At 66.7% G+C, this 26762-nt stretch carries 26 protein-coding genes; 8 read left to right on the forward strand and 18 right to left on the reverse strand.

Annotated features, from left to right (window positions below):
- Nucleotides 1-6: 6 nt before the first annotated feature.
- The 10 genes from ACIBCN_RS11380 to ACIBCN_RS11425 form a co-directional block, all read right to left on the reverse strand.
- Complete coding sequence (locus ACIBCN_RS11380; RefSeq protein WP_396991412.1) at nucleotides 7-1548, reverse strand: cytochrome P450; 1542 nt, start codon at nucleotides 1546-1548, stop codon at nucleotides 7-9.
- Between the two features lie 190 nt (nucleotides 1549-1738).
- Entirely contained in the window at nucleotides 1739-1885 is a 147-nt protein-coding gene (locus ACIBCN_RS11385; protein ID WP_396991413.1) for a hypothetical protein, read from the reverse strand.
- Nucleotides 1886-1928: 43 nt separating this feature from the next.
- Nucleotides 1929-2720: a DeoR/GlpR family DNA-binding transcription regulator gene (locus tag ACIBCN_RS11390; RefSeq protein ID WP_396991414.1), complete on the reverse strand. Its 792-nt coding sequence runs from the start codon at nucleotides 2718-2720 to the stop codon at nucleotides 1929-1931.
- A gap of 186 nt (nucleotides 2721-2906) precedes the next feature.
- Nucleotides 2907-5027, reverse strand: coding sequence for a CocE/NonD family hydrolase (locus ACIBCN_RS11395; protein ID WP_396991415.1), 2121 nt, complete (start codon nucleotides 5025-5027; stop codon nucleotides 2907-2909).
- Nucleotides 5028-5172: 145 nt separating this feature from the next.
- Complete coding sequence (locus ACIBCN_RS11400; protein WP_396991416.1) at nucleotides 5173-6795, reverse strand: AMP-binding protein; 1623 nt, start codon at nucleotides 6793-6795, stop codon at nucleotides 5173-5175.
- Between the two features lie 139 nt (nucleotides 6796-6934).
- A complete protein-coding gene (locus tag ACIBCN_RS11405) occupies nucleotides 6935-7588 on the reverse strand; it encodes a TetR/AcrR family transcriptional regulator (RefSeq protein ID WP_396991417.1) in 654 nt (217 codons plus the stop codon).
- Nucleotides 7589-7656: 68 nt separating this feature from the next.
- Nucleotides 7657-9054, reverse strand: coding sequence for a lipase family protein (locus ACIBCN_RS11410; protein WP_396991418.1), 1398 nt, complete (start codon nucleotides 9052-9054; stop codon nucleotides 7657-7659).
- A gap of 143 nt (nucleotides 9055-9197) precedes the next feature.
- Nucleotides 9198-10106: a carbohydrate ABC transporter permease gene (locus ACIBCN_RS11415; RefSeq protein ID WP_396991419.1), complete on the reverse strand. Its 909-nt coding sequence runs from the start codon at nucleotides 10104-10106 to the stop codon at nucleotides 9198-9200.
- Nucleotides 10103-10930: a carbohydrate ABC transporter permease gene (locus tag ACIBCN_RS11420; RefSeq protein WP_396991420.1), complete on the reverse strand. Its 828-nt coding sequence runs from the start codon at nucleotides 10928-10930 to the stop codon at nucleotides 10103-10105. The genes ACIBCN_RS11415 and ACIBCN_RS11420 overlap by 4 nt, the downstream gene beginning before the upstream one ends.
- 55 nt (nucleotides 10931-10985) lie before the next feature.
- A complete protein-coding gene (locus ACIBCN_RS11425) occupies nucleotides 10986-12236 on the reverse strand; it encodes an extracellular solute-binding protein (RefSeq protein ID WP_396991421.1) in 1251 nt (416 codons plus the stop codon).
- A gap of 128 nt (nucleotides 12237-12364) precedes the next feature.
- On the opposite strand from ACIBCN_RS11425, the gene ACIBCN_RS11430 reads away from it, so the two are divergent.
- The 7 genes from ACIBCN_RS11430 to ACIBCN_RS11460 all read left to right on the forward strand — a co-directional run bounded on the left by ACIBCN_RS11430 (nucleotide 12365) and on the right by ACIBCN_RS11460 (nucleotide 18504).
- The gene (locus ACIBCN_RS11430; protein ID WP_396991422.1) at nucleotides 12365-13309 is read left to right on the forward strand and encodes an SIS domain-containing protein; all 945 of its coding nucleotides are present in this window, start codon (nucleotides 12365-12367) and stop codon (nucleotides 13307-13309) included.
- A gap of 79 nt (nucleotides 13310-13388) precedes the next feature.
- Nucleotides 13389-14453 carry an ROK family protein gene (locus ACIBCN_RS11435; RefSeq protein ID WP_396991423.1) on the forward strand — a complete coding sequence of 355 codons (1065 nt, stop codon included), beginning with the start codon at nucleotides 13389-13391 and terminating at the stop codon, nucleotides 14451-14453.
- Nucleotides 14450-14764, forward strand: coding sequence for a hypothetical protein (locus ACIBCN_RS11440; RefSeq protein WP_396991424.1), 315 nt, complete (start codon nucleotides 14450-14452; stop codon nucleotides 14762-14764). The genes ACIBCN_RS11435 and ACIBCN_RS11440 overlap by 4 nt, the downstream gene beginning before the upstream one ends.
- Entirely contained in the window at nucleotides 14758-15912 is a 1155-nt protein-coding gene (locus ACIBCN_RS11445; RefSeq protein WP_396991425.1) for an N-acetylglucosamine-6-phosphate deacetylase, read from the forward strand. Before ACIBCN_RS11440 ends, ACIBCN_RS11445 begins: the two co-directional genes overlap by 7 nt.
- Complete coding sequence (locus tag ACIBCN_RS11450; protein WP_396991426.1) at nucleotides 15909-16862, forward strand: hexose kinase; 954 nt, start codon at nucleotides 15909-15911, stop codon at nucleotides 16860-16862. The genes ACIBCN_RS11445 and ACIBCN_RS11450 overlap by 4 nt, the downstream gene beginning before the upstream one ends.
- A 116-nt stretch (nucleotides 16863-16978) precedes the next feature.
- Nucleotides 16979-17806, forward strand: a complete 828-nt coding sequence (locus tag ACIBCN_RS11455) for a class II fructose-bisphosphate aldolase (RefSeq protein WP_396991427.1) — start codon at nucleotides 16979-16981, stop codon at nucleotides 17804-17806.
- Between the two features lie 497 nt (nucleotides 17807-18303).
- On the forward strand, nucleotides 18304-18504 hold the full coding sequence (locus tag ACIBCN_RS11460; RefSeq protein WP_396991428.1) for a DUF559 domain-containing protein: 201 nt from the start codon (nucleotides 18304-18306) through the stop codon (nucleotides 18502-18504).
- Between the two features lie 251 nt (nucleotides 18505-18755).
- On the opposite strand, the gene ACIBCN_RS11465 is transcribed toward ACIBCN_RS11460, so the two are convergent.
- Entirely contained in the window at nucleotides 18756-18950 is a 195-nt protein-coding gene (locus ACIBCN_RS11465; RefSeq protein ID WP_396991429.1) for a DUF397 domain-containing protein, read from the reverse strand.
- Nucleotides 18951-18959: 9 nt separating this feature from the next.
- Nucleotides 18960-19820: a DUF5753 domain-containing protein gene (locus ACIBCN_RS11470; RefSeq protein ID WP_396991430.1), complete on the reverse strand. Its 861-nt coding sequence runs from the start codon at nucleotides 19818-19820 to the stop codon at nucleotides 18960-18962.
- Between the two features lie 563 nt (nucleotides 19821-20383).
- On the opposite strand from ACIBCN_RS11470, the gene ACIBCN_RS11475 reads away from it, so the two are divergent.
- On the forward strand, nucleotides 20384-20833 hold the full coding sequence (locus ACIBCN_RS11475; protein WP_396991431.1) for a DUF4254 domain-containing protein: 450 nt from the start codon (nucleotides 20384-20386) through the stop codon (nucleotides 20831-20833).
- 594 nt (nucleotides 20834-21427) lie between these two features.
- Here ACIBCN_RS11475 and ACIBCN_RS11480 read toward each other — a convergent pair.
- The 6 genes from ACIBCN_RS11480 to ACIBCN_RS11505 all read right to left on the reverse strand — a co-directional run bounded on the left by ACIBCN_RS11480 (nucleotide 21428) and on the right by ACIBCN_RS11505 (nucleotide 26732).
- The gene (locus ACIBCN_RS11480) at nucleotides 21428-21742 is read right to left on the reverse strand and encodes a DUF3349 domain-containing protein (protein ID WP_396991432.1); all 315 of its coding nucleotides are present in this window, start codon (nucleotides 21740-21742) and stop codon (nucleotides 21428-21430) included.
- A gap of 16 nt (nucleotides 21743-21758) precedes the next feature.
- Nucleotides 21759-22094: a DUF3349 domain-containing protein gene (locus tag ACIBCN_RS11485; protein ID WP_396991433.1), complete on the reverse strand. Its 336-nt coding sequence runs from the start codon at nucleotides 22092-22094 to the stop codon at nucleotides 21759-21761.
- 10 nt (nucleotides 22095-22104) lie between these two features.
- On the reverse strand, nucleotides 22105-22389 hold the full coding sequence (locus tag ACIBCN_RS11490) for a hypothetical protein (protein WP_396991434.1): 285 nt from the start codon (nucleotides 22387-22389) through the stop codon (nucleotides 22105-22107).
- A gap of 11 nt (nucleotides 22390-22400) precedes the next feature.
- Nucleotides 22401-23669, reverse strand: coding sequence for an anion permease (locus ACIBCN_RS11495; RefSeq protein WP_396991435.1), 1269 nt, complete (start codon nucleotides 23667-23669; stop codon nucleotides 22401-22403).
- A 113-nt stretch (nucleotides 23670-23782) separates the two neighbouring features.
- Entirely contained in the window at nucleotides 23783-25018 is a 1236-nt protein-coding gene (locus ACIBCN_RS11500; RefSeq protein ID WP_396991436.1) for a lipase family protein, read from the reverse strand.
- Between the two features lie 202 nt (nucleotides 25019-25220).
- Nucleotides 25221-26732: an ATP-dependent DNA ligase gene (locus ACIBCN_RS11505; protein WP_396991437.1), complete on the reverse strand. Its 1512-nt coding sequence runs from the start codon at nucleotides 26730-26732 to the stop codon at nucleotides 25221-25223.
- Nucleotides 26733-26762 lie beyond the last annotated feature (30 nt).

The raw sequence follows: 26762 nt of genomic DNA on the forward strand, positions 1-26762 counted from the left end.
ATCCGACTATACGGCGGTGTCCGCGCGCTCCAGTTCCGGCAGGAACCGAGGACGCATCGGCAGCGGGCCGTCCGGACCGCCGGTGAACGAGATCTGCCGCCGCACCCGCTGATCCGACACCGCGTCGAATTGCAGCTGCTGGGCGAAGGTGGCAACCACCAGCGCGGCCTCCATGTTCGCGAATCCCGAAGCGACACACATTCTTTTGCCCGCACCGAACGGCATGGTGGCCCGCTTGTGTTCGCGCGCTACGTTTTCCGGCAGGTACCGGCTCGGGTCGAACTCGTCCGGCCGATCCCACACCCGCTGATTGTGGTGCGATCCGTGGATCAGCGTGATCACCGTGGTGCCGGGCTTGATCAGGTAACCGCCGAGCGCATCGGCCTCTTTCGCCGTCCTGGCCAGCCCGACCACCGGCGGCAGCACCCGCATGGTCTCGGCGACGACGGCCTGCGTCCACGGCAGCTGGTCGAGGTCGGCGGCGGTGGCCGGGCGGGTGCCGAGCACCGAGGTCACCTCGTCGCGTAGTCGCTCGCGGGCCTCGGGATGCTCGGAAAGCAGCTGCCACACCCAGGTCAGCGCGGTGGCGGTGGTCTCCATGCCCGCGCCGATGAACGTCATCAGCTCGTCGTGGATCTCCTGATCGGTGTACTTGTAGCCGGTTTCCGGGTCGGACGCGTCGATCAGCGCGGCGAGCAGGTTGTCCTTGCGGGTGATCCGGCCCGCCCGATGATCGGCGATGAGTCCGTCGACCACGCGCTCGGCATGACGCAGGTCGCGCATGGCGCGCGGCTCGATCACCCATCCCGCGGCCCGCATCACCCGCATCGGTAACCGCGAATTCCCGGCGTCGTCGCGATGGCGACCGCGCCGGTGCAGCCACGTCGCGACGTGATGCAGCGGATGGCTGAGGTTCGTCATGAAGCCACGGCCGAAGAACCCCAACAGCCGATACAGCACCACCTCCGACATCGGCCCGGTGATATCGGTGCCGAACATCGTCCGCGACGTGACATCCAAGGTGAGCCGGTTCATTTCGGCATTCACATCGACCACGCCATCACCCGCCGACAGCTCCCGGATCCGCGCGACGGCATCCCGCGCCGCCTCCACCATCACCGGCGCGAACCCATCCACGTTGCGCTTGGCGAAGATCGGCTGCACCAGCCGCCGATTACGCTGCCACAGTTCATCATTCAGGTCGGTTACCAGGCCGCGCCCGAACGCCACCGCGAGCATGTCGTAGTCCGGACTCTTCGTGTAGTTGTTCTGATTGGTCACCAGCACATGCCGGGCCAACTCCGGGCTGCGCACGATGACGAACTTCGCGAACGGCACCCGAGCGACGATCACGTCGTCCTGCCCGGGGAAGTTGGTCACGTAATCCAGCACGGTGTGATCACGCACCCTGGGCAGAATTCCTAACGACAACTTCACCGACTCCCACCAGGTCACCGGGGTGTTGTGCCATCGGATGAACGTCGGCGCCCATCGGGGCGGGTGCAACGTCGAATCAACGGCGGAATCAACAGAATCGACATCGGCCATAGCGGGCTCACCTTGCCTACACACTCATGTGGGACGTGCTGTCCCACTCAGACTAGTGAGACACCACGACTCGGTCAATGGGTGAATATCGTCGATAGATCGGTCGAAAAACAGCACAGCCCGGTAGGCCATCTATGGCATACCGGGCTGTTTCGGCCCGGACTCCGAGCGGGAGTCGCGAACCACTTGGCTAGTTGGGCGTATCGCCCTCGTAGTCCATATCCGACGCCTGATCCTCCGTGGTCGCCGCGGCGTCCGCGGTCGAATCCGGCTGATCAACGTCGTCGCGGTCCACTTCGGTGTCATCGGGACGGTTCGTACCGGGTTCAGTGGTCATGGCCTCGTGCATGCCCTGCGCGGCCACGTTCAAACCGGGCCGCCTAGACGACGTCGACGCGCACACCCGTCGCGCGGATCGCCGCCACCGCCACCGGGTCCGCGTCGGCATCGGTCACCAGGGCGTGCACCTGCTCGATGCTGCAGATGCGGGCCAGGGCGGTGCGCTCCAGCTTGTCGGCGGTGGCGACGACCATCACGTGGCGGGAGCGGCGGACCATCTCGGTGGTGACGCCGGCCTCGTCGATGTGCCTGCATTGCGCGCCGCCCTCGGCGGAGATGGCGTTGACGCCGAGGATCAGTTCGTCCAGGCGGAGTTCGGCGAGGGCGCGTTCGGCGAGCGGGCCGTGCAGCTCGTAGGACTCGCGGCGGGCGACGCCGCCGAGCACGACGGTGCGCATGTGCGGGCGCAGCACCATCTCGCCCGCGATATTGAGCGCGTTGGTGACGATGGTCAGCTGTTCGTCGCCGGTCATGCCCAGGTCGGTGCGTCCGGCCAGGGCCCGCGCCACCGCGGTGGTGGTCGTGCCGCCGTTCATCGCGATAACGGCGTGCGGATCCACCAGTGACGCAGCGTGTTCCGCGATCCGCTGCTTGGCCTCCCCGCCGGTCTGCCGGTAGCGGGCGGGCAGGTCGTAGGCGACCGAGGTCGCGACGACACCGCCGTGCGTTCTGGTCGCCAGCTGCTGTTCGGCCAGGGCGGTGAAGTCGCGGCGGACCGTCGCCGAGGACACACCGAGGCGCTCGGCGGCCTCCTCGACGGAAAGCCGCCCGGATTCGGCGAGCAGTTCGAGCAGCCGGTTCCACCGCTGCGGGCGGTCGGTCGGGCCGGTCATCTCACACCGCCCTGCGGCGTTCGCGACGGGCCCGGCGGAGGTAGCGAAGCGTCACCACGGAGGGACCCGCGAACGCCGCCAATCGAACACGCCGACCTGCTGTTTTTCTAGGCACGCGAACAATCTGATCACAGGCACGCTGCCGACCGTAGAGATTCCGGTGCGGCAATGCCAAGCGGCGCCGTCTCAGCGGTGCATCGCCGACGCGCCGGCCAGCGGCACCGTGAGGAACGAGGACGCGCCCTCGGTGCGCTGAATGTCGTAGACGCCGCCCAGCAGTGCCGGGTAGTCCTTCGGGTTGAAGACGTGCGTCGGCGCGTCGCCGGAGCCGATCGTCACCTGCAATCGGTGGCCGGACTGGAAGACGTGAAAAGCCGGGCGGATCTTGACGTTGTACTCGGTCACCTGGCCCGGGATCACCGGCAGCATCGACTCCCTGGTTCCCGGATGGAACGCGCCGAGCACGCTGCCATCCGGCGTCCGCCACGTCCGGTCCTCGTCCAGCGCACGGAAGTTTCCGGCGAGCTGTCCATCGGTCAGTGCGATGGCCGTGCCGTCCGGCGCGATGTCTTGCACCGTCACGCTGAACGCCGAGGCGGGCGTGTTCGAGACGGCGAAGAGGGTGGCGCCGATCGGCCCGCCGAGCACGGTCGGCTCGGTGAAGGCGTCGGTCGTGTACTGCGGATTGTTTAGCAGCCCAGGCACATCCGGGTGCGCGGGGAACTGCCCACAGGGATCATCGACGCCAACCATGGTGGTGAGCAGCTCATAGACGCCTGCGAAGTTGCGGGAGAACGAGGAGTTGCAGATGGTGCCGCCATTGACCGGACTGAAGGTCACCCGGTCCGAACCCGACTGCGCCACCGGACGATCCGAGGCCAGTCGGCCATCGGCTGCCAGATACAGGTTCTGCGTGGGGGTTTCCCGCATCGGATAGGTGGCGCTCTCGATCACGTTGCCGTTCACGTCGATCGCGTGCAGCGGCGTCTTCGTCTCGTCGATGCCATTGCGGTCGTTCTTCAGCCACCGGTCGAACCAGGCCAGCTGGACGGCGTGCATATCGATATCGGCGTTACGCTGCACCCCGGGCTGCACGTGAAACCAAGGGCCGGTGAGCATTTGGAAGCGGCCGGTGGACGGCGCTGCCGCGGGCATCGGCCCGTTGTGCGAGCGGCCGGCGTAGGCGTTCTGCAATCCGGCGAAGGTGCGCGGCGTGCCGTCCTGCAGCAGGTCGTACTGGCCGCCGACCAGATAGGTCGGAATGTCGTTCGCCGCGATCTGTTCCACCACATTGTCGATCGCGCGCGACTCCCAGTACGGGCTGTTGTAGGCCTTGTCGCCGTCGAGCAGTGCGTTGAACACCGAATGCCAGGTGCCGTCGGCCCGGAAATGCGATATCAGGTGGTCGACGAACACGCTGGCCATCTTGTCCGGCTCCCGGTACAACCCGAGGATCGGATCGAGCTGCGGCAGCAGGGTGATCGGGAATTGCAGCATGGAGGCCAGGAAGGCGGTGTTGTAGAACCCGTCGTGGTCCAGCAGATCCTGGAACGCGTGGTTGCCGGGCATCAGCGGAAAGAGCGCCTTGACCGGCGAATCTGGTTCCAGCACACCGGCGGTGAAGAGTTCGGTCATCCCGAGATACGACAGACCCCACAGGCCGATCTCGCCGGTCGAGCCGGGTAGTCCAGCGGCCCAATGGATTACCCGCTTGGAGTCCTCCCGCTCCTGCGGTTGCAAGATGCTCCACTGCCCACCCGACGAGCCGGTGCCGCGAACATCCACGATGACGCTGATGTAGCCGCGCTTGACGAAATAGTCGCCATAGCCCGCCGCGTCGCTGATCTGTTTTGCCACGTCGATGACGCTGGGCAGCGCGTTCTGCAGGAGCGGGCCGAGCCCGTCGTAGGACAGCAGCCGCATGAAGCCCGCGCTGTCCTTGCCGTATGCCGTCTGGGTCAACATGATCGGGAACGGGCCTTGCGCGGGTGCGCCGGCGGCATCGGTCGGATACCGAACGTCCGCCCGCAACACCACGCCGTCCGCCATCGGCAGCTCGACGTTCTTCTGCTCGCCGACGCCATAGCTTTCCGGCCCCGGATTCCACCCCTCGGGTAATCCGGTGCGTGCGTCGGCCTTCGGAAACTCGGTGGTCGGCGCCGGCTCCGCGAGTGCTGGCGGGATAGCCATCGGTAGCATCGAGGGAACCGCGAGAACGCCGACCGCGACCACGATTCGGGCTGCGGTCGCGGCGAATCCGGTCCGGCGCGTGGCACGCCGCTTCGGCCAACCATCGGTCATCATCATTGATCACCCATCGATCCCGCGAGTCGCGATTACGCCTGCTCACGATTACTTTTCGGTGCGACGGCGACACCTCGACCGTCATATTGGTAAGTTATATTTTCAGATAATCGGCGGGTTGTCTACACCCCGTCCCAGACGATTTAGCTCAGCTCGCGGTGAGGTCGCGCCGCAAGAGTTTTCCGGTGCTGGTGCGCGGGAGTTCGTCGACGAAGGTGACATCTCGGGGCACCTTGAACCGGGCAAGATTGGCCTTCACATAGGCGCGGACCGCATCGGCGTCCAGCTCCCCATCGGGGTGCCGCACCACGAAAGCCGCCAGCCGCTGGCCGAATTCGTCGTCGGGTACCGCGACGATCGCCGCCTCGGCAATGGCCGGATGGGCGTACAGCAGCTCCTCCACCTCGCCGGGAAAAACGTTCTCACCACCGGAGACGATCATGTCGTCGTCGCGTCCGTCGATGAACAGCCGCCCGCCCGAATCCCAGTGCCCCACATCGCCGGTGGACAGCAGACCATCGATGACGTCCTTGTTACCGCCGCCGGAGTACCCGGTGAAGGACAGCATGCTGCGCACGTAGATGGTGCCGCGCGCACCCGGTTCGGTGACCACCTTGCCGTGTTCGTCGTAGAGCCGGACCGTACAGACCGTCGGCGGTCTGCCGACCGTCCCGGACACCGCGCGCCAGTCCGCAGGCGTGGCGATGGCGGCCACTCCAACCTCGGTCGAGCCGTAGAAGTTGTAGAGCACGTCACCGAATACCTCGGTGGCCGAATCACCCAGCGCGGCAGGCAGAGCAGAGCCCGCACTGAATACGATTCGCAGGCTGTCGGTGTGGTATTTCGCCAAGGTCTCGGGGCCGAGGTCGAGTATCCGGCGCAGCATGGTCGGCACCAGGACGAGCACCTGCGCCTGATGATCGGCGACGTCGGCCAGTGTCGCCTCGGCGTCGAATCGCCTGCGCAGCACCACCGTCGAGGCCAGCGACAGCGCCAGGATGAACTGGTTCAGCGCGGTGCCGTGGAACAGCGGCGCGGCCAGCACCAGAGTCTGGTTGCGGCGCAGCGGTATCCGCTCCAGCAGCGCGGCCGCCGCGAGCGGTGACTTGACCTCGCGCGGCACCCCCTTCGGCGTCCCGGTGGTGCCGCCGGTCAGCAGCACGAATCCGCCCTGCCGCGGCGGCGAGGCCAGTTCGGCGGTGTCGTTGTCCGCGATCAGCGCGGCGATGGTGGCCATGCCGTCGACCCCGCTGCCGTCGTGCACGGCGAGTACCCGCCGCACCTCCAGCGGCAGCACCCGCAGCAATTCGGCGAATTCCTGGTCGTACACCACGGCGTGCACGCCTTCGCGCGCCGCGACATCGGCCAGCTGCGGACCGGCGAATCCGGTGTTGAGCAGCACTAGCCGTGCGCCGATCTTCGCGGCGGCGAGCATGGTGTCCACCAGCTCGCGCCGGTCCCGAATGAGCGCGGCGACCGTGTCGCCCGGCCCGAGACCAAGCCCGATGAAGCCGCGGGCCAGCGCGTTACCGCGAGCCTCGAGCTCGCGGTAGGTGAGCGGGCCGAGCTCATCGATCAGCGCCACCCGCTCCGGCTCCCGCCGCGCCGACATTCGCACCGGCCCGGCGATGCCGCCGAACTGCCGGACCGCACGGGAGGCCCGCACCAGGTCGGCCGGTGCGAGCAGGTTGAGCACGCCCGCGCGTTGCAGCACGCCCACCGAATGCAGATTGACCACCAGCGCGCGAACGGCACTTCCGATGGAGGACATGAACACTCCGTCCAGAGAATCGTCGACTCCCTCGAATAAGGGAGCCGACTCGACTGTAGGAGGTTTCCACTAATTCGGCAAGACATCTTTTCAGATGGCGAGCCGACCCGAACCCGCAGGCGATTCAGCCGGTTTCAGATCAGGTGAGAGCGAGCCCGGAGTTCACGAAGAAAGCGATCTCCTCGCATATTTCGTCCACGCTGAGGACCGAATCGGGCAGCGTGCTGTGCACCAATTCCTGGGCGAGCGAGTTCACCGCACCGATCACCGCGAGCGCGAAAAGATCGAAACGCCTCGGCTTGACCTCGCCGCGCTCGACACCGCGCTCGGCCTCGCTGACCAGCAACGCGGAAAGCAGGCGTCGCTGGTCTCGGCGCCACTCCTCGACCGCTTGGCTCACGCCGACCACTTCGACATAACAGACCCTGGCCGAACGATGATCCGCACAGGTCACCGAGAGATAGGCGCGGAAGCCCTCGACCACCCTGGTCGAGAGCGGGTCGTTCTCGTTTTTCGCCAATATCTGCAAGGCCCGCTCGACCGCGCGCGAGGTGGTCCGGTTGGCCAACGCGATCAGCAAAGCCTCACGGCTGCCCATATCTTCGTAGAAACTGCGCGTGGAAACATTGGCGACCGCGCAGAGGCGCTCGATGGAAGTGGCCCCGTAACCCTGGGTTCCGAATAATTCGAGGGCGGCATCGATCAATCGGGTCTGCCGCTGCGCCACCCGTTGTTCCCGTGACAGCCCGCCGTAGCTGCGACCGTCCTTCGATTCTTCGTCCCGCCGTGCCACCGTTCGATGCTACCCGTTGACCCGCCGCGACCCCGGCACGGACATCGGTCCGCGCCGGGGTCGCCGGCTCACTTCTGCTGGCCGATGGCGTATCCGACCAGGGCCTGCGCCATGGGCGGCAGTATCTCCGAGAGACCCTGCCCGAACTGGGGTTCGCCAATGGTGCTCACCGGGCTGGTAATCGAGCAGCCCTGCGGTGCGGCGACGCCGTTGAGCCGGTCTTTCAGCCAATAGAACGCGCCGGGCAGGTGCGAGAGGATACCGGAGATATGTTCGGCGGCGAATTCCCGGACGTAGGTCACGCTCGGCGCACCCTCGGCGCAGTATTTCTGCACCGTCGCGTCGGTGCCCGCGATCGGAATGAGCTCGTCGTTCTGCGCGTGATAGAAGTAGATCGGCACGGTCGGCTTCTGCTGTCCTAGTGAGTTATCCGCGATCGCGTCCCGAATCTCCGGCAGCGCCAGCGGATCGCCGCCCTGAAAGGTGCCGAAGTAGTTGAATCCGGGGAACAGGGTGGCGCCCTGCGGATGGCACAGCACCTTCTTGGACGCCATAACGAATTGCCCGAGCAGATCGACCCTTTCGCGCATCACCCGCTGCGTTTCCGGGTATTCGGTGGAAATACCGACGATCGCGGCCGAGATGAGCCCCGCGTAGACGCCGCCATTGTTGTGCCGTACCACCCCGGCATAGTCGCCCGCCGCGACACCGCCTGCGGCGATGCCGACGATATTCAGTTCGGGCGCATAGCTTTCCTTGATCTCCGGAACGAAGGCCGACGGGATCGTGCCACCCGAGTAGCCCCACAGCGCCGCCGGAGTTCCCGGCCCACTCAACTGAGCGGGCGCGAAGTTCTCGGCGGCACGAATACCGTCGAGGGTCGCCTGCGCGTTCATCCGCGACGCACCGTACGCCGAATTCGGGCCCTGATAGTCGGGCATCGCGACCGTCCAGCCCTGCCCGATACCCGCGGCGATCGGGATGAGCGTCTCCGCGGCGTTCACGTAATCGACCGGGATGGCGCCGGATTGGGCCACATACGACGGGGCGCAGTACTGCGCGACGCTGTCCTCGGCGATCTGATACGACAGCAGCTTCGACCCGCCCGCGGGCGCTGGGCCGCGCGGTTTCAGGATGGTGGTGACGGTCGAGATCGGCTCGCCATGACTGTTGGTGGTGCGGTAAAGCAGCTGCCACGCATCGACATTCAGCTGCAGGATGCCCATGAACGCCGGATAGATCGCCCGCGCGCGCAGGATCTCGCCGGGCTGTGCCACGGCGACCGCCCCCGCCGCGGGCTTGTAGAAGTCATCGAGTTCCGGGGGCAGGGTGAGCGCGGGGGCCGGTTCGATCCGGACACTTTCCTGCTCCCCCGGCGCCGCCTGCCCCGAACCAACTGCCGTCCACGCCGCCATCAGCGCGATGACGCCGAGGACGACGACGCGCCCACCATTGCGCACGCTCATCGAAGAACCTTCCCGTTACCGCTCGTTACCGACAATGGTAAGAGATATTTTCAGATAACCGACAAGAAGTCCAGACTCAGACAGTGGTTCGATTCACAACGCGCCAACGGCGGGTGGTGTGGCACACCACCCGCCGGGACGATTTACTTGACGCTGCCCGCGGTAAGGCCCGCGACCAGGCGCTTTTCGATCAGTGCGAACAGGATCACGACCGGGATGATACCGACCGTGGAGATAGCGAACACGTATTGCCACGACGTGTCGTACTGGCCGATGAACTTCGTCAGCGCCACCGACAGCGGCTGGTTCTCGGGGGTGGTCAGCACCACCAGGCTGGCGGCGAACTCGTTCCAGCAGGAGACGATGACGAAGATCGTGGCGGTGACGATGCCCGGCCACACCAGTGGCAGGCTCACCCGGACCAGGATCTGCCAGCGGCTCAGCCCATCGAGCATCGCGGCCTCCTCGATCTCCACCGGAATGGAGGCGAAGAAGCTGTGCAGGATCCACACCGCGAACGACAGATTGAACGCCGCGTTCACCAGGATCATCGCCAGCCAGGTGTCGTTGATGCCGACCGCGAAGAACTCCCGGATCAGACCGGTCACCAGCACGGTCGGCTGCAGCATCTGGGTGATGAGCACCAAACCGAGGAACACCGCGCGACCCGGAAACTTGTGCCGCGCCGTGTAATACGCGGCCGGAATCGCGACGAGCAGCACCAGCACCGTGGCGCACACCGAAATGATCACCGTGCTGGCCAGATTGAACGGCAGCGGTGTCTCCGGGGTGTCCCACATGGTGGCGTAGTTGTCCGGATGCCACGTCTCCGGAATGTATGTCGGTGGAATGCGCAGGATTTCGGCACGGTTCTTCAGCGAGCCGAGCACCATCACGATGAACGGCAGCAGGAACAACGCGGCGAGCACCACGCCGACCGCGGTCAGTTCCCAGCGACGCCGTTTCGCTCGCGGGCCGGGACGCTCGGCCGAATCGGCCACTCCCGTCGCGCCCGTTACCTGCTCGAGGTGCGCCACATCCGCCGCGGTCACCCGTCGACCTCCTGTGTCGGCCGGATCACCTTCACGTAGATCGCGATGATGACGATGATCAGCACGAAGTTCAGCACGCTCATCGCCGCGGCCGTGTCGATCTGCTGGTTCTGCCGAATCAGCTTGAACATCAACGTGGTGGTGGTGTCGGCCTGGAATCCCGCGATACTGCCGGTGATCACCTGCAGAATCGGCAACGAGTTGAACGAGTTGATGATGTTGATGATCGTCGCCACCGCGATGGCCGGACGCAGCTGCGGCAGCGTGAGAAAGCGGTAGCGCTGCCAGGCACTCGCACCGTCGACCCGGCCGGCCTCACTGATCTCGGCCGGAATGGATTGCAGCCCGGCCAGAATCGTGTACGTGGTGAACGGGATCGAGACGAATACCGCGACACCGATCGCGACGAGGAACGCGGGCGTCGGCTGCTTGGTGAAGCCGTAACCCCGGTCGAGCAGGCCGATGTCGACCAGGAACCGGTTGGCGATGCCGACGTCGGGATCGAGCATGTAGTAGAAGATCGTCGTCGTCATCACCACCGAGGCCGCCCACGGCACCAGGACCGCCATCCGCACCGCGGTACGGCCGGGGAAGTCCTTGTTGAGGAACTGGGCGAGCCCGGCCGAAAGCACCAGGGTGATCAGCACAACGGCGACAACCCAGATCACCGTGTGTGCCAGCACCGAGCCCAGCTCCGAAATCCCGAACAGGGTGCGGAAATTGGCCAGGCCGGCCGCGCCCCGGTCTTGACCGTAGGCGCTCAGATCCCTGGTACTGGTCCACACCATGTAGCAGGCGGGAAAGGCGACGATAGCCGCGATCAAGACCAGCGAAGGTCCGATCCACGGTATCGCCGCCAGAGTTCCTTTCCGTCGCACGCTATTTCGCGGCTTCCTGAACGCGCTGCAACACCTGGGCCGGGTCGGTGCCCTGAGCGATGGTGCCGATCTGCTGGCGGATGGCGCCTTGCGCCGCAGCCCATTTCGCGTTGTTGCTCGGGTAGAACTGGGCCACCGCGAGGGTCGAGCCGAACGCCTTGGTCACCGGGTCCGAGGCCAGCTTGGCGGCCGCGGTGTTGGTGATCGGGATGAAGCCCTCGGTCGAGACGAACTTCGAGTAGACGTCGGCGCCGTAGAAGAAGTCGAGGAACTTCTTGATCGATTCCGTCTTCTTGCCGTCCTTCTTGAACGCCATCAGGTGATCGGCCACGCCGAGCGTCACCGGGGTGCCGGACTTGGTCGGCGTCGGCGCGGTGGAGTACTTCAGGCCGGGGTTCTTCGCGGCGATCTGGCTGATGTTCGGGGGCAGGCCCTCGATCATGCCGATCTTGCCCTGGATGAAGGCGTTGATGACGTCCTTGCGGTCGGTCGCGCCCGGATTCGGCTGGGTGACACCGGCATCGGCGATCTCCCGCATCGCGCGAACGCCGTCCAGGTTCGCCGGGGTGTCGATGGTGAGCTTGTCACCCTCGGCCCACTGGCCGCCCGCGCCGAAGGTCCAGATGGAGGTTTCGCCCTGCGCTTCCTCGCTGCCGAGCGGCAGACCGTAGCCGGAGACACCGCCGCCGAGCGCCTGGATCTTCTTGGCCGTGTCGGTGAGCTCGGCCCACGTCTTCGGCGGCGAGGTGACGCCCGCCTTGGCGAACAGATCGGTGTTGTAGAACAGGGTGCGGGTGGAGGCGAACAGCGGCAGCGCGTACTGGGTGCCGTTCAGCGACGCGTTCTTCGCGAAGCCGGGCTGGATGTCCGAAAGCACCTGCGGCGAGACAACTTCCGAGGCCGGGTAGAGCTGGCCGTCACTGGCGAAGCTGGCGTAGGCATCGATGTTGAGGATGTCCGGGGTGGTCGACTTCGACTGCAGCTTGGTGCGCACCACGTCGTTGATCGAGTTCCAGGACTCGATCTGCAGGTTCACCTTGATGTCGGGGTTCTGCTTCTGGAAGTCCGCGATGATCCCGTCCCACAGCGCCTTCGTACCGTTGGCCCCGTCGCTGTAGGCCGGGGCTAAAAAGTTGATCGTGTTGTCGGAATCGGCGTTATCTTTCGAGCCGAACCCACAGGACGAGATCGCCAGCGCGAGGCCGGTGAACATCGCGACCCCCGCAAGCACGCCGTGGAGTGGTCTTTTCACGAGTAGAACCTTTCAAATTTGCACACCGGGCGCCACTGGACAGCCGATGATGGGATCGAACTGATCGACCGACTATCAACATAGACCCAAGTTTGATCATATGTGACCGATTCGCTCTTAAATTTGACATGAACGATCACCGGGCGGATTCTGTTGTGGTGCCGATCTCCGCCGAACCCACGCCTGTCACCCATCTGGCCAACGAAGTAGCCACCCAGCCCGACGACTGGGCGCGCGCCGAAACGATCGCTGCCGAGCATCGCGACATCCTCCCCCACAAGGGCGAGCGAGTCGCCGTGATCGGTTGCGGCACTTCCCTGTTCATGTCCAAAGCGATCGCGGCATTGCGCGAGGGCGCGGGCCACGGTCTGACCGACGCATGGCCGGCCAGCGAGGTCCGCTCCGGCCGCGAGTACGACCGTTACCTGGTGATCTGCCGGTCAGGCACGACCACCGAGGTGGTCAATGCCATGCGGGACATCCCAGCACACATTCCACGCACCGTCATCTGTTCCAGTCCCGGCACCCCGGTGCTCGAGCTCGGCGACCCGATCCTGATCGACGAGGTCGACGAGGAGTCGGTGGTGCAGACCCGCTTCGCCACCACCACCCTGGCGATCCTGCGCTGGCACCTCGGCGAAGATCTCGCCCCGGTGATCGAGCAGGCGCGCAAGGTGCTCGCCGAGGATCCGGCGGTCTCGCTCGCCGACGTCCGCCACGCCGAGGAGATCAGCTTCGTCGGCATGGGCTTCGCCGCCGCCATCGCCGAGGAATCCGGGCTGAAGCTGCGCGAGTCCTGCCAGTCCTGGACCGAGTCCTACCTGGCCACCGAATACCGGCACGGCCCGGTCGCCATCTCGGCGCCCGGCCGCGCGGTCTGGGCCTTCGGCCCGCTGGTCCCCAACTTCGCCAGGGACATCGCAAGCACCGGTGCGCATTTCGAGCACCGCGACATCGACCCGATGGCCGATCTGCTCCGCGTCCACCAGCTCTGCGTGCTGCGCGCGGCCGACCTCGGCCTCGACCCCGACCACCCGCGTGGGCTCAATCGCTCGGTCGTCCTCGACCAGTGATCGGACCGGCCCGGTGAAACTCGACCCCGCTTTACCAGGCAGCACGCCGCGCGACGCACCGGGAACTACTGTGCGAAGCATGGGAGTGGTGCAGGACCCGACGGCCGATAACGAAGTGCCCCCGACCAGTGCCGCCCGGCCCGCGGCCGGGACTGCCGGGTCGACCGCGGCGACTCACCGTGGCGGCACACCGGCGCGTTCGGCTGCGGTATCGCCGCAGCCGGACGCGTTGGCCGAGGACGCGCTGGTGCTCGGGCTCGATGTCGGCGGCACCACCATCAAGGGCGAGATCACCGATGCCGCAGGCACCGTGCTCGCCGTCGGCACCGTGCTGACGCCGCAGGGCGAGGCGGCGTTCGAGGTGATGGGGGCGCTCGGCGATCAGTTGCTCGCCGAGCTGACCGAAGCACAACGCGGCCGCGTCGGCCGGGCCGCCGTGGTGCTGCCCGGCATCGTGGACACCGTCCGCTCGATCGCCGTGTTCAGCAGCAATGTCGGCTGGCGAGACTTCGAGGTCGGCAACCGGTTCATCGATCGCTGGGGTATGCCCGTATTGATCGAACACGATGTCGCCGTGGCGGGTTGGGCCGAATGGCGCTTCGGCGCCGGGCGTGGCTACGACAACGTCTGCGTGGTCATCCTCGGTACCGGCATCTCCGGCACGCTGTCGGTCGGCGGGCGGCTGCTGCGCAGCAGCTACGGCCAAGTCGGCGAATACGGCCATATCCCGGTCCGCGCCGACGGTTTGCCCTGCCCGTGCGGCAACACCGGTTGCGTCGAAACCGTCGCCTCCGGTGCGTCGATCGCGCGCGCCTACACTCGCCGCACCGGTCGTGAAATCAGCGGCGCCGCAGAAGTATTCGCCTTGGTAGATACCGACACCGATGCCAAGGCGGTGCTCGCCGACGCCGTCGACGCGCTCGCCGACGGCCTCATCGGCATCGTGCACGCCGCCTGCCCCGAACTGATCATCCTCGGCGGCGGGCTGGCCGGCGCGGGCGCGGCATTGACCGAGCCACTCCATCAAGCCATTGCCGACCGACTCCGGCTGGTTCCGGCTCCGCACGTGGTGCTGGGCGAGTTCGGTGCCCGCGCGGGTTTGACCGGGGCCGCGCTGTTCGCCAGGCAGGGAGCGCTCGGATGATCGACGTGGGGCTGTCACCACATTGTGTACCGTTTTCCGTGAAATCAGTTGCTGGCGAACCAGTTTCGCGACGTCGATCGGTGACATGGACATCGCATGTCGGCGGCACGCATGGCGCACCGAGCCGAAGGATCGACCTCGGCGACAGGCTTGCGAACGGAGGCGGCGCATCGGCTGAGCCGCTCAGCCAAGCCGTTGCCGATCGACTTGCCGCTTACCCGGTGCTCAGCGGATTCCGCGCATGCGCCGGTCTGACCGGCGCCACCGTGATTGCCGCCGAGCGGGGCCGCGGGGAGGTGCTCGCATGGTGACCGAATTGGTCATTCGCGGGCGGATCGTTTCGGCGACCACGCAGTTGGACGATGGTGTTGTCACAGTCGTGGGCGATCGGATCGGTGGCGTGCGGCCTTTCGCGGAGTGGGTTGCGGCGCATCCTGATTCGCCGGAGCCTGTCTTTGCGGGGACGCTGATTCCTGGGCTGGTGGACATTCACAATCACGGCGGGTTCGGGCATCGGTTCGACACTGTCGATGCGGCGGAAGCGCGGGCGGCGGCCGAGTTTCACCATGCGAGCGGATCTACGACGGTAGTGGCGAGCATTGTCACGGCTGACGCGGCGGACATGGTCGCGCAGACCGCCACGTTGCGGGAGCTGGCTTCGGAAGGCCTGCTCGGCGGTATTCATGCCGAGGGGCCGTTTCTGTCGGAAGCGCGTTGTGGGGCACAGGATCCGCGGTTCTTGCGGGATCCCGATCTCGAGCTGACCGATCAGCTGCTCGCTGCCGGGGGCGGGCACCTGCGGGTGATGACGCTGGCTCCGGAGCGACCAGGCTATGACGCTGTCGCGCAACGGCTTACCGAGCACGGTGTGCTGGTGTCGCTAGGGCACAGCAACGCTGACTACGCCTCGTTCTCGAAGGCTTTGCGGCCGAACGGGTTCGGTTCACTGGTCACCCATCTGGCGAACGGCATGCCGCCGCTGCACCACCGCGACCCCGGTCCGGTCGGCGCGGGACTGGTCGCCGCGGCGGGCGGGCACGCGACGGTCGAACTGATCGGGGACGGCGTGCATGTCGACCCCGGCTTCGCCGCGCTGGTGTTCGCGACCGCGCCCGGCCGGGTCGCGCTGATCACCGATGCCATGCAGGCGGCCGGATTGTCCGACGGCGAGTACCAACTCGGTCCGCAGTCCGTGACCGTGCGGCAAGGGGTCGCCAGGATCGCGAACGGCTCGATCGCGGGCGGCGTCAGCACGCTGCTCGATTGCGTGGCCCGGGCGATGCGCGAGTCGGGTGTGGCGCTGGCCGACGCGGTGACCGCGGCGACATTTACCCCGGCGGCGGCGGTTGGCCTCGCCGAGGTCGGTGACCTGCGGACGGGCTACTTAGCCGACCTACTGATCGTCGGCGAGGGCCTCCAGTTGCGCCGGGTGCTCAGGCGAGGACAGTGGTTGTCGTGATCCTCACCGTGACGATGAATCCCGCCTACGACATGACCTACCGCGTCGAGCACTTCGAACGAGGCCAGGCGCATCGGGTCCGCTCGGTCGAACAGCGCATCGGCGGCAAGGGCATCAACGTCACCCGGGTGTTGAACCAGCTCGGCAAGTACGCCAGGGCGACGGGCTTCGCCGACCATGCCTTCGCGGCCGCCGCCGAGCTGGAGATGCCGGTCGACTTCGTGCACGCCCTGCCCTGGGTCCGGCGCACCGTGGTGATCAGCGAATCCGAGGACGGCACCGCGACCGCCCTGTGGGAGCCCGGCGCCCGCGTCTCCAATCCGCACGCCGCCGAACAACTCGCGGTCCGCGTCGCGGGGATGCTGCCCGACATCGACGGCCTGGTCATCTCCGGATCGCTGCCCGGCGGCATCGCGGCCACCCTGCCCGCCGAGATCGCCCGCACCGCCATCGCCGCCGACGTGCCGACCATCTGCGACGTCGACGGCGAGGCGCTGCGTCTTGCCGCGCAGATCCCCGGCATCATCCTGATGCCCAACGGTGATGAGCTGCACCATCTCACCGGCATCAAACCCGCCACCGCCGCGGAGGTCGTCACCGCGGCCTACCCCCTCATCGAGAGCGGCGTCCGCGCCGTCATCGCCACCCGCGGTGCCGACGGCATGGTCGCCGTCACCGCCGAGGGCGCCTGGGTCGCCACCCTCCCCGAGCCGCTGGCCGGAAACCCCACCGGCGCAGGCGATTCCGCCACCGCTGCGGTCATCGCCGCGCTCACCGAGGATCCGGTCCCCGACTGGCCCGCCATCCTCGCCGACGCCGTCGCCACCTCCGCCGCGGCCGTGGTAATCCCCGTCGCGGGCGAGATCGATCGCTGCCTGCGCACCCGCATCGCCCCCACCGTCCGCGTCACTCCGCTCGACCTGCCCACCCGCCAAGAATCCGCACCGTGAGCCACCTGTCGGCGCTGCGCGTCGATGCGGCCGGCGACGGCCGGAGCGTCCGTAACCCCTCGCCCGCACCGCATCGTCGAGCAGTCGGGCATGTTGAGTTCTCAGGAGAGATACCGATGCCGCTGACGCCCGTTTCCGACTTGATCACCGCAGCGCGACCGGGCGGGCTCGGCGCGTTCAACGTGATCACCCTGGAACATGCCGAAGCCATCGCGGCCGCCGCGGAATCGGCGAAACGGCCTGTCGTGCTACAGCTTTCGGAGAACACCGCGAGCTACCACGGTAGCCTGGCCCCGCTCGCCCTCGCCTGCCTGCGCATCGCCGCGGACAGCAGCGCCGACATCGCCGTCCACCTCGACCACGCGACCATCCCCGAATTGGTCCGTGCCGCAGTGGATCTCGGCATCCGCTCGGTCATGTACGACGGCTCCACCCTCGACTACGCCGCCAACGTCGCCAGCACCGCCGACATCACCCGCTGGTGCCACGAACGCGATGTGCACGTCGAAGCCGAACTCGGCGAGGTAGGCGGCAAGGACGGTGCGCACGCCCCCGGCGTCCGCACCGACCCCGACGAGGCCGTCGAATTCGTCGCCGCCACCGGCGTAGACGCGCTAGCGGTAGCCGTCGGCTCCTCACACGCCATGCACACCCGCACCGCCACCCTCGACAACGACCTGATCGCGCACCTCGCCGCCAAGGTCCCCGTCCCGCTGGTCCTGCACGGCTCCTCCGGCGTCCCCGACGAGGGCCTGCGCGCCGCGGTCGAACACGGCATCACCAAGGTCAATATCGCCACTCGCCTCAACGTCCTGATGACCGAGGCCATCCGCGCCACCCTCGACACCTCCCCCACCCTCTCCGACCCCCGCAAGTACCTGACACCCGCCCGCTCGGCGATCCAAACCGAGGTAGCACACTTCCTCCACCTGCTCGCGCGGTAGAAGTATGCGGTCGGCGACGCCAGGAGTAACGCCGCCGACCGCGGGGAGGGGTGAACCGGGGCAGCCGATCCACCAAAGCTCGACCCCTCCACCCTCCCGCCCCCACCTGAACACTTCCCCTCACCCCACCTGAGAGTCCCCTACGAAACCTCCCCGCCAGCACCCCAAAGCGGATACATCACGTCGAACGGGACATAGTGGCGGCTCCACTCGTACTTTTCCGCCGCTATGTCCCGTTCGATGATGCGGAAGGCGGGCTGGGGATAGGTCTGGGGCTGGGGATAAGTGGGGGTGGAGGCGGGTTTGGGCGGGGTCGTGGATAGGTGGGCGAGGCAGGATTGCGCGCATGGGGGTACTCGATGAACCGTTTCCTGGAAGTTGGGCGTTGCGCACCGGGTTGGTGCGGCGGTGGCAGTTGCGTACGGAGTACGAGCGGATTCATCAGGACCCAAATCCGCGTCTTCGACCCCTCCGGCAGATGCATCGCCCGCCTCGACATGGGTTGGCGCCAATGGCAAGTCGCCGTCGAATACGACGGCGAACAACACTGGACCAACCCCCACCAGCGCACCAAAGACATCGACCGCACCGCCACCCTCGAATCCCTAGGCTGGACCCTGATCCGAGCAAGCCACACCCTCCTAACCCACCACCCCAACAAAGTCCTGACCCGAACCCGCCAGGCCCTCCCGATCTGAACAGCGAACGGGACATAGTGGCGGGATTACTCGGAGTTTCGCGCCACCATGTCCCGTTCGACGAAGTCGACGGTCGGCGGCGTGGGCGAGGGACCGGCGCCGCCGACCGGCGGGGTGGTGGGCCCGGGCAGTGGCCCACCAGGCAAGTTATCGGAGTAGTGAGGCGATTCCGACTACGTCAGTTTGCTCGCGTCACCTGAATACTCACCCCAGGCCAGCTGAGAGTCCGCTGGGAGCCGGGTCGACATTCGTCAAAGGGTGGCGAGGAAGGTGGTCCACTCGGCGTTGGTGAAGGACAAAGTGGGCCGGGAGGCCGGTGGACCTTGATATTTGCTGTCGCGCATGAGGATTCGGTCGCCGGCGAAGCAGACCTCGACGCAGGCCTGGCTGTCACTCGAGTGCGAAGACTTGAACCAGCCTTCCGAAGAGGAAACCGCGCTATCCACAACGCAACCCTACAAGGCGTCGGCCTTGCTCACGATCAACGAGAGCGAATCCGCTGGTGGCAGTGCATGATCGGCTACCGTGCTGTCGAACATGGCGCCGAGGTGATGGACCGGCTCGACATCCTCGATGAGCTGGTAGTGCACCAAGGTCTCGCTCCACGCGACGTCCGGCAGCAGCGGGCTCTCGAAGTTGATCAGATGAAATGTCGCGCCGCCGAGTAGCGCGCCGCCTGGCGCGTTGAACGGTATGACTCGAATGTCGACCGTATCGGGATGTCCCTCCACCATCGACGCAAGATGACGAAGCTGCCTTTTCAACACGTCGGTGCCACCGGTCGCCTGGGTAAGCGCCGCTTCGCTGATGACCGCGGTCAACCGAACGGGGTCCTCGCCGACCAACCGTTGCTGGCGACGCATGCGGACCTCTACCCATCGGTCGATCTCCACCCGGCGAACACGCGCAAGGTCATTGGTGAACAAGGCGCGTGCATAGTCGGCCGTCTGCAGCAATCCCGGAATGAGGACACTCTCGTAGGTCTGAATTCGCTGCGCACCGTATTCGAGCCCGAATAGCCGGGCTACGTCGCTCGACAGCAGACCCGCATAACTCGACCACCACCCGCGCTGCTTGGCGATCTCGCGCAACCGCAGCATCTCTTCGCGCTCGGCCGGGTCGAACTCGAGCAGGGACATGAGCTTCTTCAGCTTGTCCTCGGCGAGGATTCGCTCCTTCTCCACCTTCGACCAGTACGACAGGGTGAAGCCGAGTTCCTTGGCGATGACCGAGGCGTTGACGTCGAACTCGGTGCGGCGGCGACGAATTCGGAGCATGAGCTCCCAGCGGGCGACCGTTGGTGAGAGTGGAGCCATGGTGTCCTTCCAGCTCGGGCGGTGCGTGGAGACGGCGTACCTCTCGTAAGACTAAGCCACATCGTAGTGGAAGCGATATGTCAACTTGACTTATCGGCCGATACTCACTTAACTTCTTGTGTCACACGTCACACGCGGGATCTCGCTAAGCGGGCTCGCATGGTGGGAGCGAGGGGGTTTCGCGTGTCTGTGCATGTCATCGGTAAAGCCTGGATGGTCAGTGATCGGACGGCGCATCAGGCTCGGCGGGTCAGTGACGATGCTTGGGTGGTGTCGTATCTGCGGGGTCGGATGTTGACCACAGAGCAGGCTACGGCGGCCATTCAAGCGGCGGAGGCGGTTTCGCTGGTGGATGAGTTGGCGCAGCGGATGGGGCTTACCGCGTTGGAAGCGATCGGGTTGGCGGTCATCGAAAAGCCCTGGGAGACACCTTCGCCCAGACGGCTCCGGTTGGTACCCCGGCCGGGAGGTCGGCACCACCGCTGAACGCGCGGCGGGTCGCCGGCGATTCGATGTACCACATTTGTTGTCCAGTAACAGCATTCGCATCAGGGGGTTACCCAGTGGAACCGCTTCCGTCCAAGGCGTTGCTTCTCGAAGCCTGCCGGACCGCGCCCAGCACCGGACATCCGGTGTTGGAATCCGCCCATCTGCTCGCCGGATTGCATGAGCGGCGGACCCGCATCGGTCTCGGCGCCGCCGGAGACATCGACGCGCATCGCGCCCGATTGGTGCTCTCCATCGACCGGTGGATCGCCACCGAACTTCCGCCGGCGCACGGCGCCGCGCACATGCACAGCGAGACCGTCGGCATGGTGATCGATCGGCTCGCCCAGTTCTCCGTCAGCGCCCACGAAACCCTGTTCAGCGCACCGGAATGGGCGGTCCACATCGCCTGGGAACGCCTCGCCGAGCTCGCCCTCGGCTACCACGACCTAGCCTTCGAGGTCTCCGCGGGCTTCCGCCGCCTGCCCTACCTCGGCGGCCCCCGAACCTCCACCCCACCCACCTGACCCACACCGCCGCAACGCTTCGCCGCATCCCCGCGTCGTTCACCCCACCCAACTCCCGTCCCGCAGCCAGCAGCCCGCCGTCCAACCGATCCTGCGCCGCGACGCCAATGCGGTTCACCCCCATCGCGCGCGGCGACCTTTCGGTGACACCGCCGACAGCCGCGGCCACACGTTTGACAAGTAACGCTGGCGCCGAGCGACCACGACCGAACAATCACTCGCCGTGTCGATCAGCCAGGCCCGGTCACCATCGACCCCACCGCCGGCGAGACAGGCTGCCCCAACGCATCCGCCATTCGACGCAACCAACCCGCACACAGTCGACGACCGAACCCCAACAGCCGCGGCCGAACCTCTGACTGATCACGCTGCGGCCGAGCGACCACGACCAATCAGCCACCCACCATTTCGACTCAGCCAGGTTCCGTTCATCATCGACACCGCCGCCAGTGAGTCGGGCTGTCCCCCAACGCATCCGCCATTCCACGCAACGCGGCCGCACTCGAGTCAGCTGCCGAGTACCCGTCCCCATCGGTCCGACCGCTGACGATCCGACTGTCGCACCCGCTGACGACCAATTCGGTCGACAGCCCGTCAGACCTGTGGGGTCGCCCCTCCGGTCGACGAACCATCTTGCGGCCAAGCGTGCGCCTCCAGACGGGTCTGGACACGCAAAACGTCTGTCTCTGAAGGCATCTCGTTGGTGATCTTGGTGATCATCACCTGGATGTCGGTCTTGTCGGCGGGCAGGTCGCCGGAACCTGCCAGTTCGGCGGCGATTTGGCGGATCTCGTCGTCGGAAAGCCGGCGGCGTAGCAGGGCGAGCAGCGGGATGTAGTCGGATTCCGGGACACCGTCCGGATATCCGGCCCGCAGCCAGTCGATGATGGCGTTCAGGAAGGGTGGCATCGGCGGCGGTGCCGGCTCAGTCGATGTCGGGTGGTGGGGTGGCCAGCGGCCAGCCGCCCGCCGCGAGGTGGGAGGCCACCCGGGCGACGTCGATGTCGGCGGGCTGTTCCTTCGCGACCCGTGCGATGGCGTCCTCGATCTCGGCGCGGGTGATCTCGCTGTCCGGATTCGACGCCGCCAGCTCCTCGGCGATCGCGACCACCTCGAAATCGGTGAGGTGCCGGTGCAGTACCGCGAACAGCGCCACATAATCCGAATGCGGGATGCCCTGCGGATAACCGGCACGCAGCCAGCCGATGATCCGGCCGAGCACCTTCGGCCGGAGCTCCGCGGATTTCGCTTGATCGGTCACATCTCGCCCTTCAGGCCTGTCCGAACAGGTGGATGCCGAACTTCGCGGCAATGAAAGCCTTAGCGGTATAGAGGATTCCGGTGCCGATCGCGGCGATGATCAGCCCGAAGCACACCACCGCGACGGCCAGCGCCGGGTAGTTGCGTTGCGCGACACGGCCGTCCGCGGTGACCGTGTCACCCATCGACCAGAACCGCACCCCCACCGCGAACACCAGCGGCAGCCCGGCCCCGAGAATCAGCCCGGCCAGCAAGACCTTCCAGAGCGCGTTCAGATTCGTGATGAGCGTGTGCACGTCTACTCCTCCTAAACCTGCGCCGACCGAGTGGACTTGCCCGGCTCCGCGGCCGCACCGTCCGGTGTGCCGGATTCTGCACCATTTACGCGAGCCGCGCCGCCCGGCTCGACAACCTCGACCGGAGCGACGCGGCCGCCCTGCGAGTCACCAGGCCATTCGTTGACGTTGCCGGTGTCGACCGGATCCCGGCGCGACCGCACATACATCAACCCGGACAGCCCGAGCAGGATCGCGAACACCACGAGCACACCGGGCAGTCCGCCGATGAAGTGCGCGATCGCCCAGCACGCCGCACCGGCCAGACCGGCCAGCGGCAGCGTGAGCAGCCACGCCACCACCATCCGGCCCATCACGCCCCAGCGCACCTCGGCACCCTTGCCGAGCCCGGTGCCGAGGATCGAACCGGTCGCGGTCTGCGTGGTCGACAGCGGCAACCCGAAATGGGCGGAGCTGAGAATGATGGCCGCCGACGCGGTCTCGGCCGCGAGGCCCTGCGGCGATTCGATCTCCACCAGGCCCTTGCCGAGCGTCCGGATGATCCGCCAGCCACCGAGGTAGGTGCCCGCCGCGATGGCGACGGCACACGCGGCCATCACCCATATCGGCATATCGGCGTTCTTGGTGAGCGTGCCGTGCGCGACCAGGGCCAGGAAGATGACGCCCATTGTCTTCTGCGCGTCGTTGGTGCCGTGCGCCAGCGAGACCAGCGAGGCCGAGCCGATCTGACCCCAGCGAAAGCCCGTCTCCACCTTCGCCGGATCGGACTTCTTGGTGATCCGGTAGACCAGCCAGGTGCCGAGCGCCGACACCAGCGCCGCGACGATCGGGGCGAGCACGGCGGGCAGAATGATCTTGGTCAGCACCCCGTCCGAGCCGGCCGCCCAGATCACGCCGCTCCAGCCGAGCGCGGCGAGGGTGGCGCCGATCAGGCCGCCGAAGAGCGCGTGCGAGGAACTCGACGGCAGGCCGAACAGCCAGGTGAGCAAGTTCCAGAGAATGCCACCGACCAGACCGGCGAACACAATGATCAGCAGGTCATGGCCCTGCACCGCGTCGAGTCGAACGATGCCCTTGGCCACGGTGGCGGCGACGGCTACCGAAAGGAATGCACCCACCAGATTCAGCACCGCCGACAACGCGACCGCGACCCGCGGCCGGAGCGCACCGGTCGCGATCGAGGTCGCCATGGCGTTGGCGGTGTCATGGAAGCCGTTGGTGAAATCGAATGCGAGTGCCGTGACGATGACGATCAGGAGAACCAATAATTCGACGGTCACATGTCCAGTGTGCGGCACAGGTCAATACGATTGCCAGGTGGTTGCGGTTCACCGCGCGTCGCCGGTGCGTTAAATTGGATCCTGTCCTCTATCGGCCCGGATTCCGTCGTCTATCAGCCGAATCGGGTGCAGCCCCTATTCACCGGTTTGCCGGCAAATCGATCTTCGATCCAGGCATACGCGCCCGGAACACCGCTGGTGCTGACGATGAAGTGTTCACCGAGATATACCTGAAAATCCACCTGAGTCCCGCCCCGGCACCAGTCCTGATAGAGGTTCTCCGCCCCGGCCAGCGGCACCCACCATTCGTTCAGGCCGTGATACATGAACACCGGGATGGTCGGCGGCATGGCACCGAGCCGATTCTCCGCCAGGATCTGCCGGATGAGCGGCAGCTCGGTCGGCGCGGGCACATCGGTGAGCGCCTGCACCGGAATGGGCGCGACCATCCCGACGGACTCCTCATGGGCCATGCAGAAGTCCTTACCGATCCGGGCGAGGCGCCAGCCGTTGTCGTTCATCAGGCCGAGCATCTCCGGGTATTCCCGCGCCAGACCCAACGTCGCGGCGAGGAAGATGCCGGAGGCGAGGTCCCTGCCGTTCATGGTGTGGATCAGCATGTCGAAGTCGGCGGGCACGCCACCGAAGGCGACGCCGACCAGATTCAGTTCCGGCGCGTACGTCGGCGCCAGTTGCGCGGCCCAGGCCGAGGCAATCGCGCCGCCGGAGTAGCCGGTGATCGCGGTCGGCGCCTCGGGTCGCAGACCGAGTTCCGGGGTGCGCACCGCGGCCCTGATCGAATCGAGTACCGCGTGCCCGGCCATCAGGCCCGCCGCGTACGCCTGCCGCGGCCCCTGATGATCCGGCACCAACACGGCGAAGCCCTTGGACAGCGGGATCTGTGCCATCCACAGCTTGCTCGACACCATGCGCAGCTCATAGGACGGCGCGCACTGGTTTCCGAGTGAGTCGATCGCCGGGTTCAGGGTCACCAATGGGCGCGGCCCCTGGCCGGTCCATGGCGTCGCCGGTGTCAGCAGGGTGGCCACCACCGGGACGGGCTTGCCCTTCGCGTCGTTCGACCGGATCAGCAGCTCGGTCGAGGTCAAGGGCACCCCGGTTACCCCGGTGCCGCCGGGACGAGAAGCGAGAACCGTTCCCGGACCCTGACTTTCGAAGCCGGGCGGGGGGACGTAGAAGGGATCGCCGAGCGGCGTCGGCATGGCGTCGGCGATATCGCGGGACGGAAAGAGTAGGTCATCGATCGGATTGGCGTGCGCGATGGTGCCGAGCACCGCGCTGACCACGACCACCGAGGCCAGCGCCAACGCGCGAAGCCGCCACACCATAGAACCCAACCGTCTTCCCCGATCCCGAAGCAGAACCCTGCCGAACCCACTGCATTCTGGCCCGCCCCCGAACCCCTGAGGAGCCCGCATTTGCAGTGGCAGAGCAATCTTCGCACCGCCCGCCCGGTAACCGCTCGACATCGCCGAGACTGCCGCGAGTCGACCTCGAGTGCGCTTCGTCAGGTCCTTTTAGGCGGGGCGGTCACGGGAGTAAGGCACGAACCGTATCGATGGTGTCGGCGTCGACCGGTTCCTTGTCGGGGCGGTAGCGGACGACCCGGGCGAAGCGAAGGGCTACCCCGCCGGGATAACGCGGGCTGACCTGCACTCCGTCGAGCGCGATCTCGACAACCAATTCCGGCCGCAGGTAGACGGTGTGCTCGTCGCGGTCGCGTTCATGGTGCGGGAATTCGGTTGTCTGCCATTGCAGCAGGGCGTCGGTGAGCCCCTTGAAGGTTTTGCCGACCATGACCGGCTCGCCGGTCTCCGGATCGCGGGCGCCGAGGTGCAGGTTCGACAGGTAGCCGGTGCGCCGGCCGTAGCCCCATTCGGCACCGAGGACGAGCAGGTCGAGGGTGTGCGTCGGCTTGATCTTCTGCCAGGCCCGGCCGCGCCTGCCCGCCGCGTAGGGCGCGGACAGCGCCTTGATCATCACGCCCTCGTGGCCCGCGGCGAGCGCGCTGTCGAAATATTCGGCGGCGGCTTCTTCGTCAGGTCGGATCAGCGCGGGAATGCTGTGTGCGGCGGCCACTTTCGTGAGTGCGGCGCGCCGCTCGGACAGGGGCGCGTCGAGCAGATCCGCGCCGTCCAGGTGCAGGCAGTCGAAGAAATACGGGTGCAGCAGCAGTTCCCGGGTGGAGCTCACCTCGGCGAATCGGCTCATCGTTTCCTGGAAGGGGCGCGGCCGCCCGGCATCGGTGAGCGCCAGGGTTTCCCCGTCGAGCACAACGCTGGTGCAGTCGAGGCCGGCGACCAGCTCGACCAGTTCCGGCACGCTCGCGGTGATGTCACGCAGCGTCCTGGTGAACACCCACACCCGCGAGCCGTCGCGATGCACCTGGATCCGTGCGCCATCCATCTTGATCTCGACGCTCACGTCGCCGCCGAACTCGGTCAATGCCCCGTCCAGCGTCGCGCCGGGCGAGGCAAGCATCGGCTGGATCGGCCTGCCCACCTCGAGCCGGAACTCGCCGAGCGCCTCGACGCCGCCGGTCAGCGCGGCAATCGCGGTCACCGGCAGCGAACCGGACAGCATGTAGGCCCGGCGCACGAGATCGGCGGGCACCCCGGCGGCCACGGCGACGGCCTCACCGACGATCGCGGTGAGCGCGCCTTGGCGCAGCTCACCGGTCAGCAGGCGCAGCAGGAACGCCTGCTCGGCCGAGGTCGCGGCGGTCCACAGCGCGGTGAGCAGGGCTTTGCGCCGCGCCGCGGAACCGGCACCGGAGGTCCCGGCCAATTCGGTGAGCGCGGCATCGACGGCCGAAACCGTCAGCGTCGCAACGGCTGCCGGGGTAGTGTCCACCGCGGTGAGGGTGCGCCACCCGGTGCCGATCCGGCCCTGCCGGAGCTCGCCGGACGCCCAGGCGACCACCGGCGCGAGTTCGTCCGGCCCGGCGGCGGTCAACAGCTCGGCGAAGGTCGCGATCTTCGTCTTGCGTGACCTGGTCGCGCGGACCGTCTCCGAAGCCTGGACGACATGCGAGAACAACACCCGTCGACGGTAACGCCTGCCTGTGACATA

Origin of the sequence: Nocardia sp. NPDC051052 (genome assembly GCF_044456045.1) — a bacterium.
Classification (GTDB): Bacteria; Actinomycetota; Actinomycetes; order Mycobacteriales; family Mycobacteriaceae; genus Nocardia.

Coding starts and splice junctions, on each gene's coding strand:
- ACIBCN_RS11380 (WP_396991412.1), bottom strand. CDS start 1,548: ATGGCCGATGTCGATTCTGTTGATTCCGCCGTTGATTCGACGTTGCAC.
- ACIBCN_RS11385 (WP_396991413.1), bottom strand. CDS start 1,885: ATGACCACTGAACCCGGTACGAACCGTCCCGATGACACCGAAGTGGAC.
- ACIBCN_RS11390 (WP_396991414.1), bottom strand. CDS start 2,720: ATGACCGGCCCGACCGACCGCCCGCAGCGGTGGAACCGGCTGCTCGAA.
- ACIBCN_RS11395 (WP_396991415.1), bottom strand. CDS start 5,027: ATGATGATGACCGATGGTTGGCCGAAGCGGCGTGCCACGCGCCGGACC.
- ACIBCN_RS11400 (WP_396991416.1), bottom strand. CDS start 6,795: ATGTCCTCCATCGGAAGTGCCGTTCGCGCGCTGGTGGTCAATCTGCAT.
- ACIBCN_RS11410 (WP_396991418.1), bottom strand. CDS start 9,054: ATGAGCGTGCGCAATGGTGGGCGCGTCGTCGTCCTCGGCGTCATCGCG.
- ACIBCN_RS11430 (WP_396991422.1), top strand. CDS start 12,365: ATGAACGATCACCGGGCGGATTCTGTTGTGGTGCCGATCTCCGCCGAA.
- ACIBCN_RS11435 (WP_396991423.1), top strand. CDS start 13,389: ATGGGAGTGGTGCAGGACCCGACGGCCGATAACGAAGTGCCCCCGACC.
- ACIBCN_RS11440 (WP_396991424.1), top strand. CDS start 14,450: ATGATCGACGTGGGGCTGTCACCACATTGTGTACCGTTTTCCGTGAAA.
- ACIBCN_RS11445 (WP_396991425.1), top strand. CDS start 14,758: ATGGTGACCGAATTGGTCATTCGCGGGCGGATCGTTTCGGCGACCACG.
- ACIBCN_RS11455 (WP_396991427.1), top strand. CDS start 16,979: ATGCCGCTGACGCCCGTTTCCGACTTGATCACCGCAGCGCGACCGGGC.
- ACIBCN_RS11460 (WP_396991428.1), top strand. CDS start 18,304: ATGGGTTGGCGCCAATGGCAAGTCGCCGTCGAATACGACGGCGAACAA.
- ACIBCN_RS11470 (WP_396991430.1), bottom strand. CDS start 19,820: ATGGCTCCACTCTCACCAACGGTCGCCCGCTGGGAGCTCATGCTCCGA.
- ACIBCN_RS11480 (WP_396991432.1), bottom strand. CDS start 21,742: ATGCCACCCTTCCTGAACGCCATCATCGACTGGCTGCGGGCCGGATAT.
- ACIBCN_RS11500 (WP_396991436.1), bottom strand. CDS start 25,018: ATGGTGTGGCGGCTTCGCGCGTTGGCGCTGGCCTCGGTGGTCGTGGTC.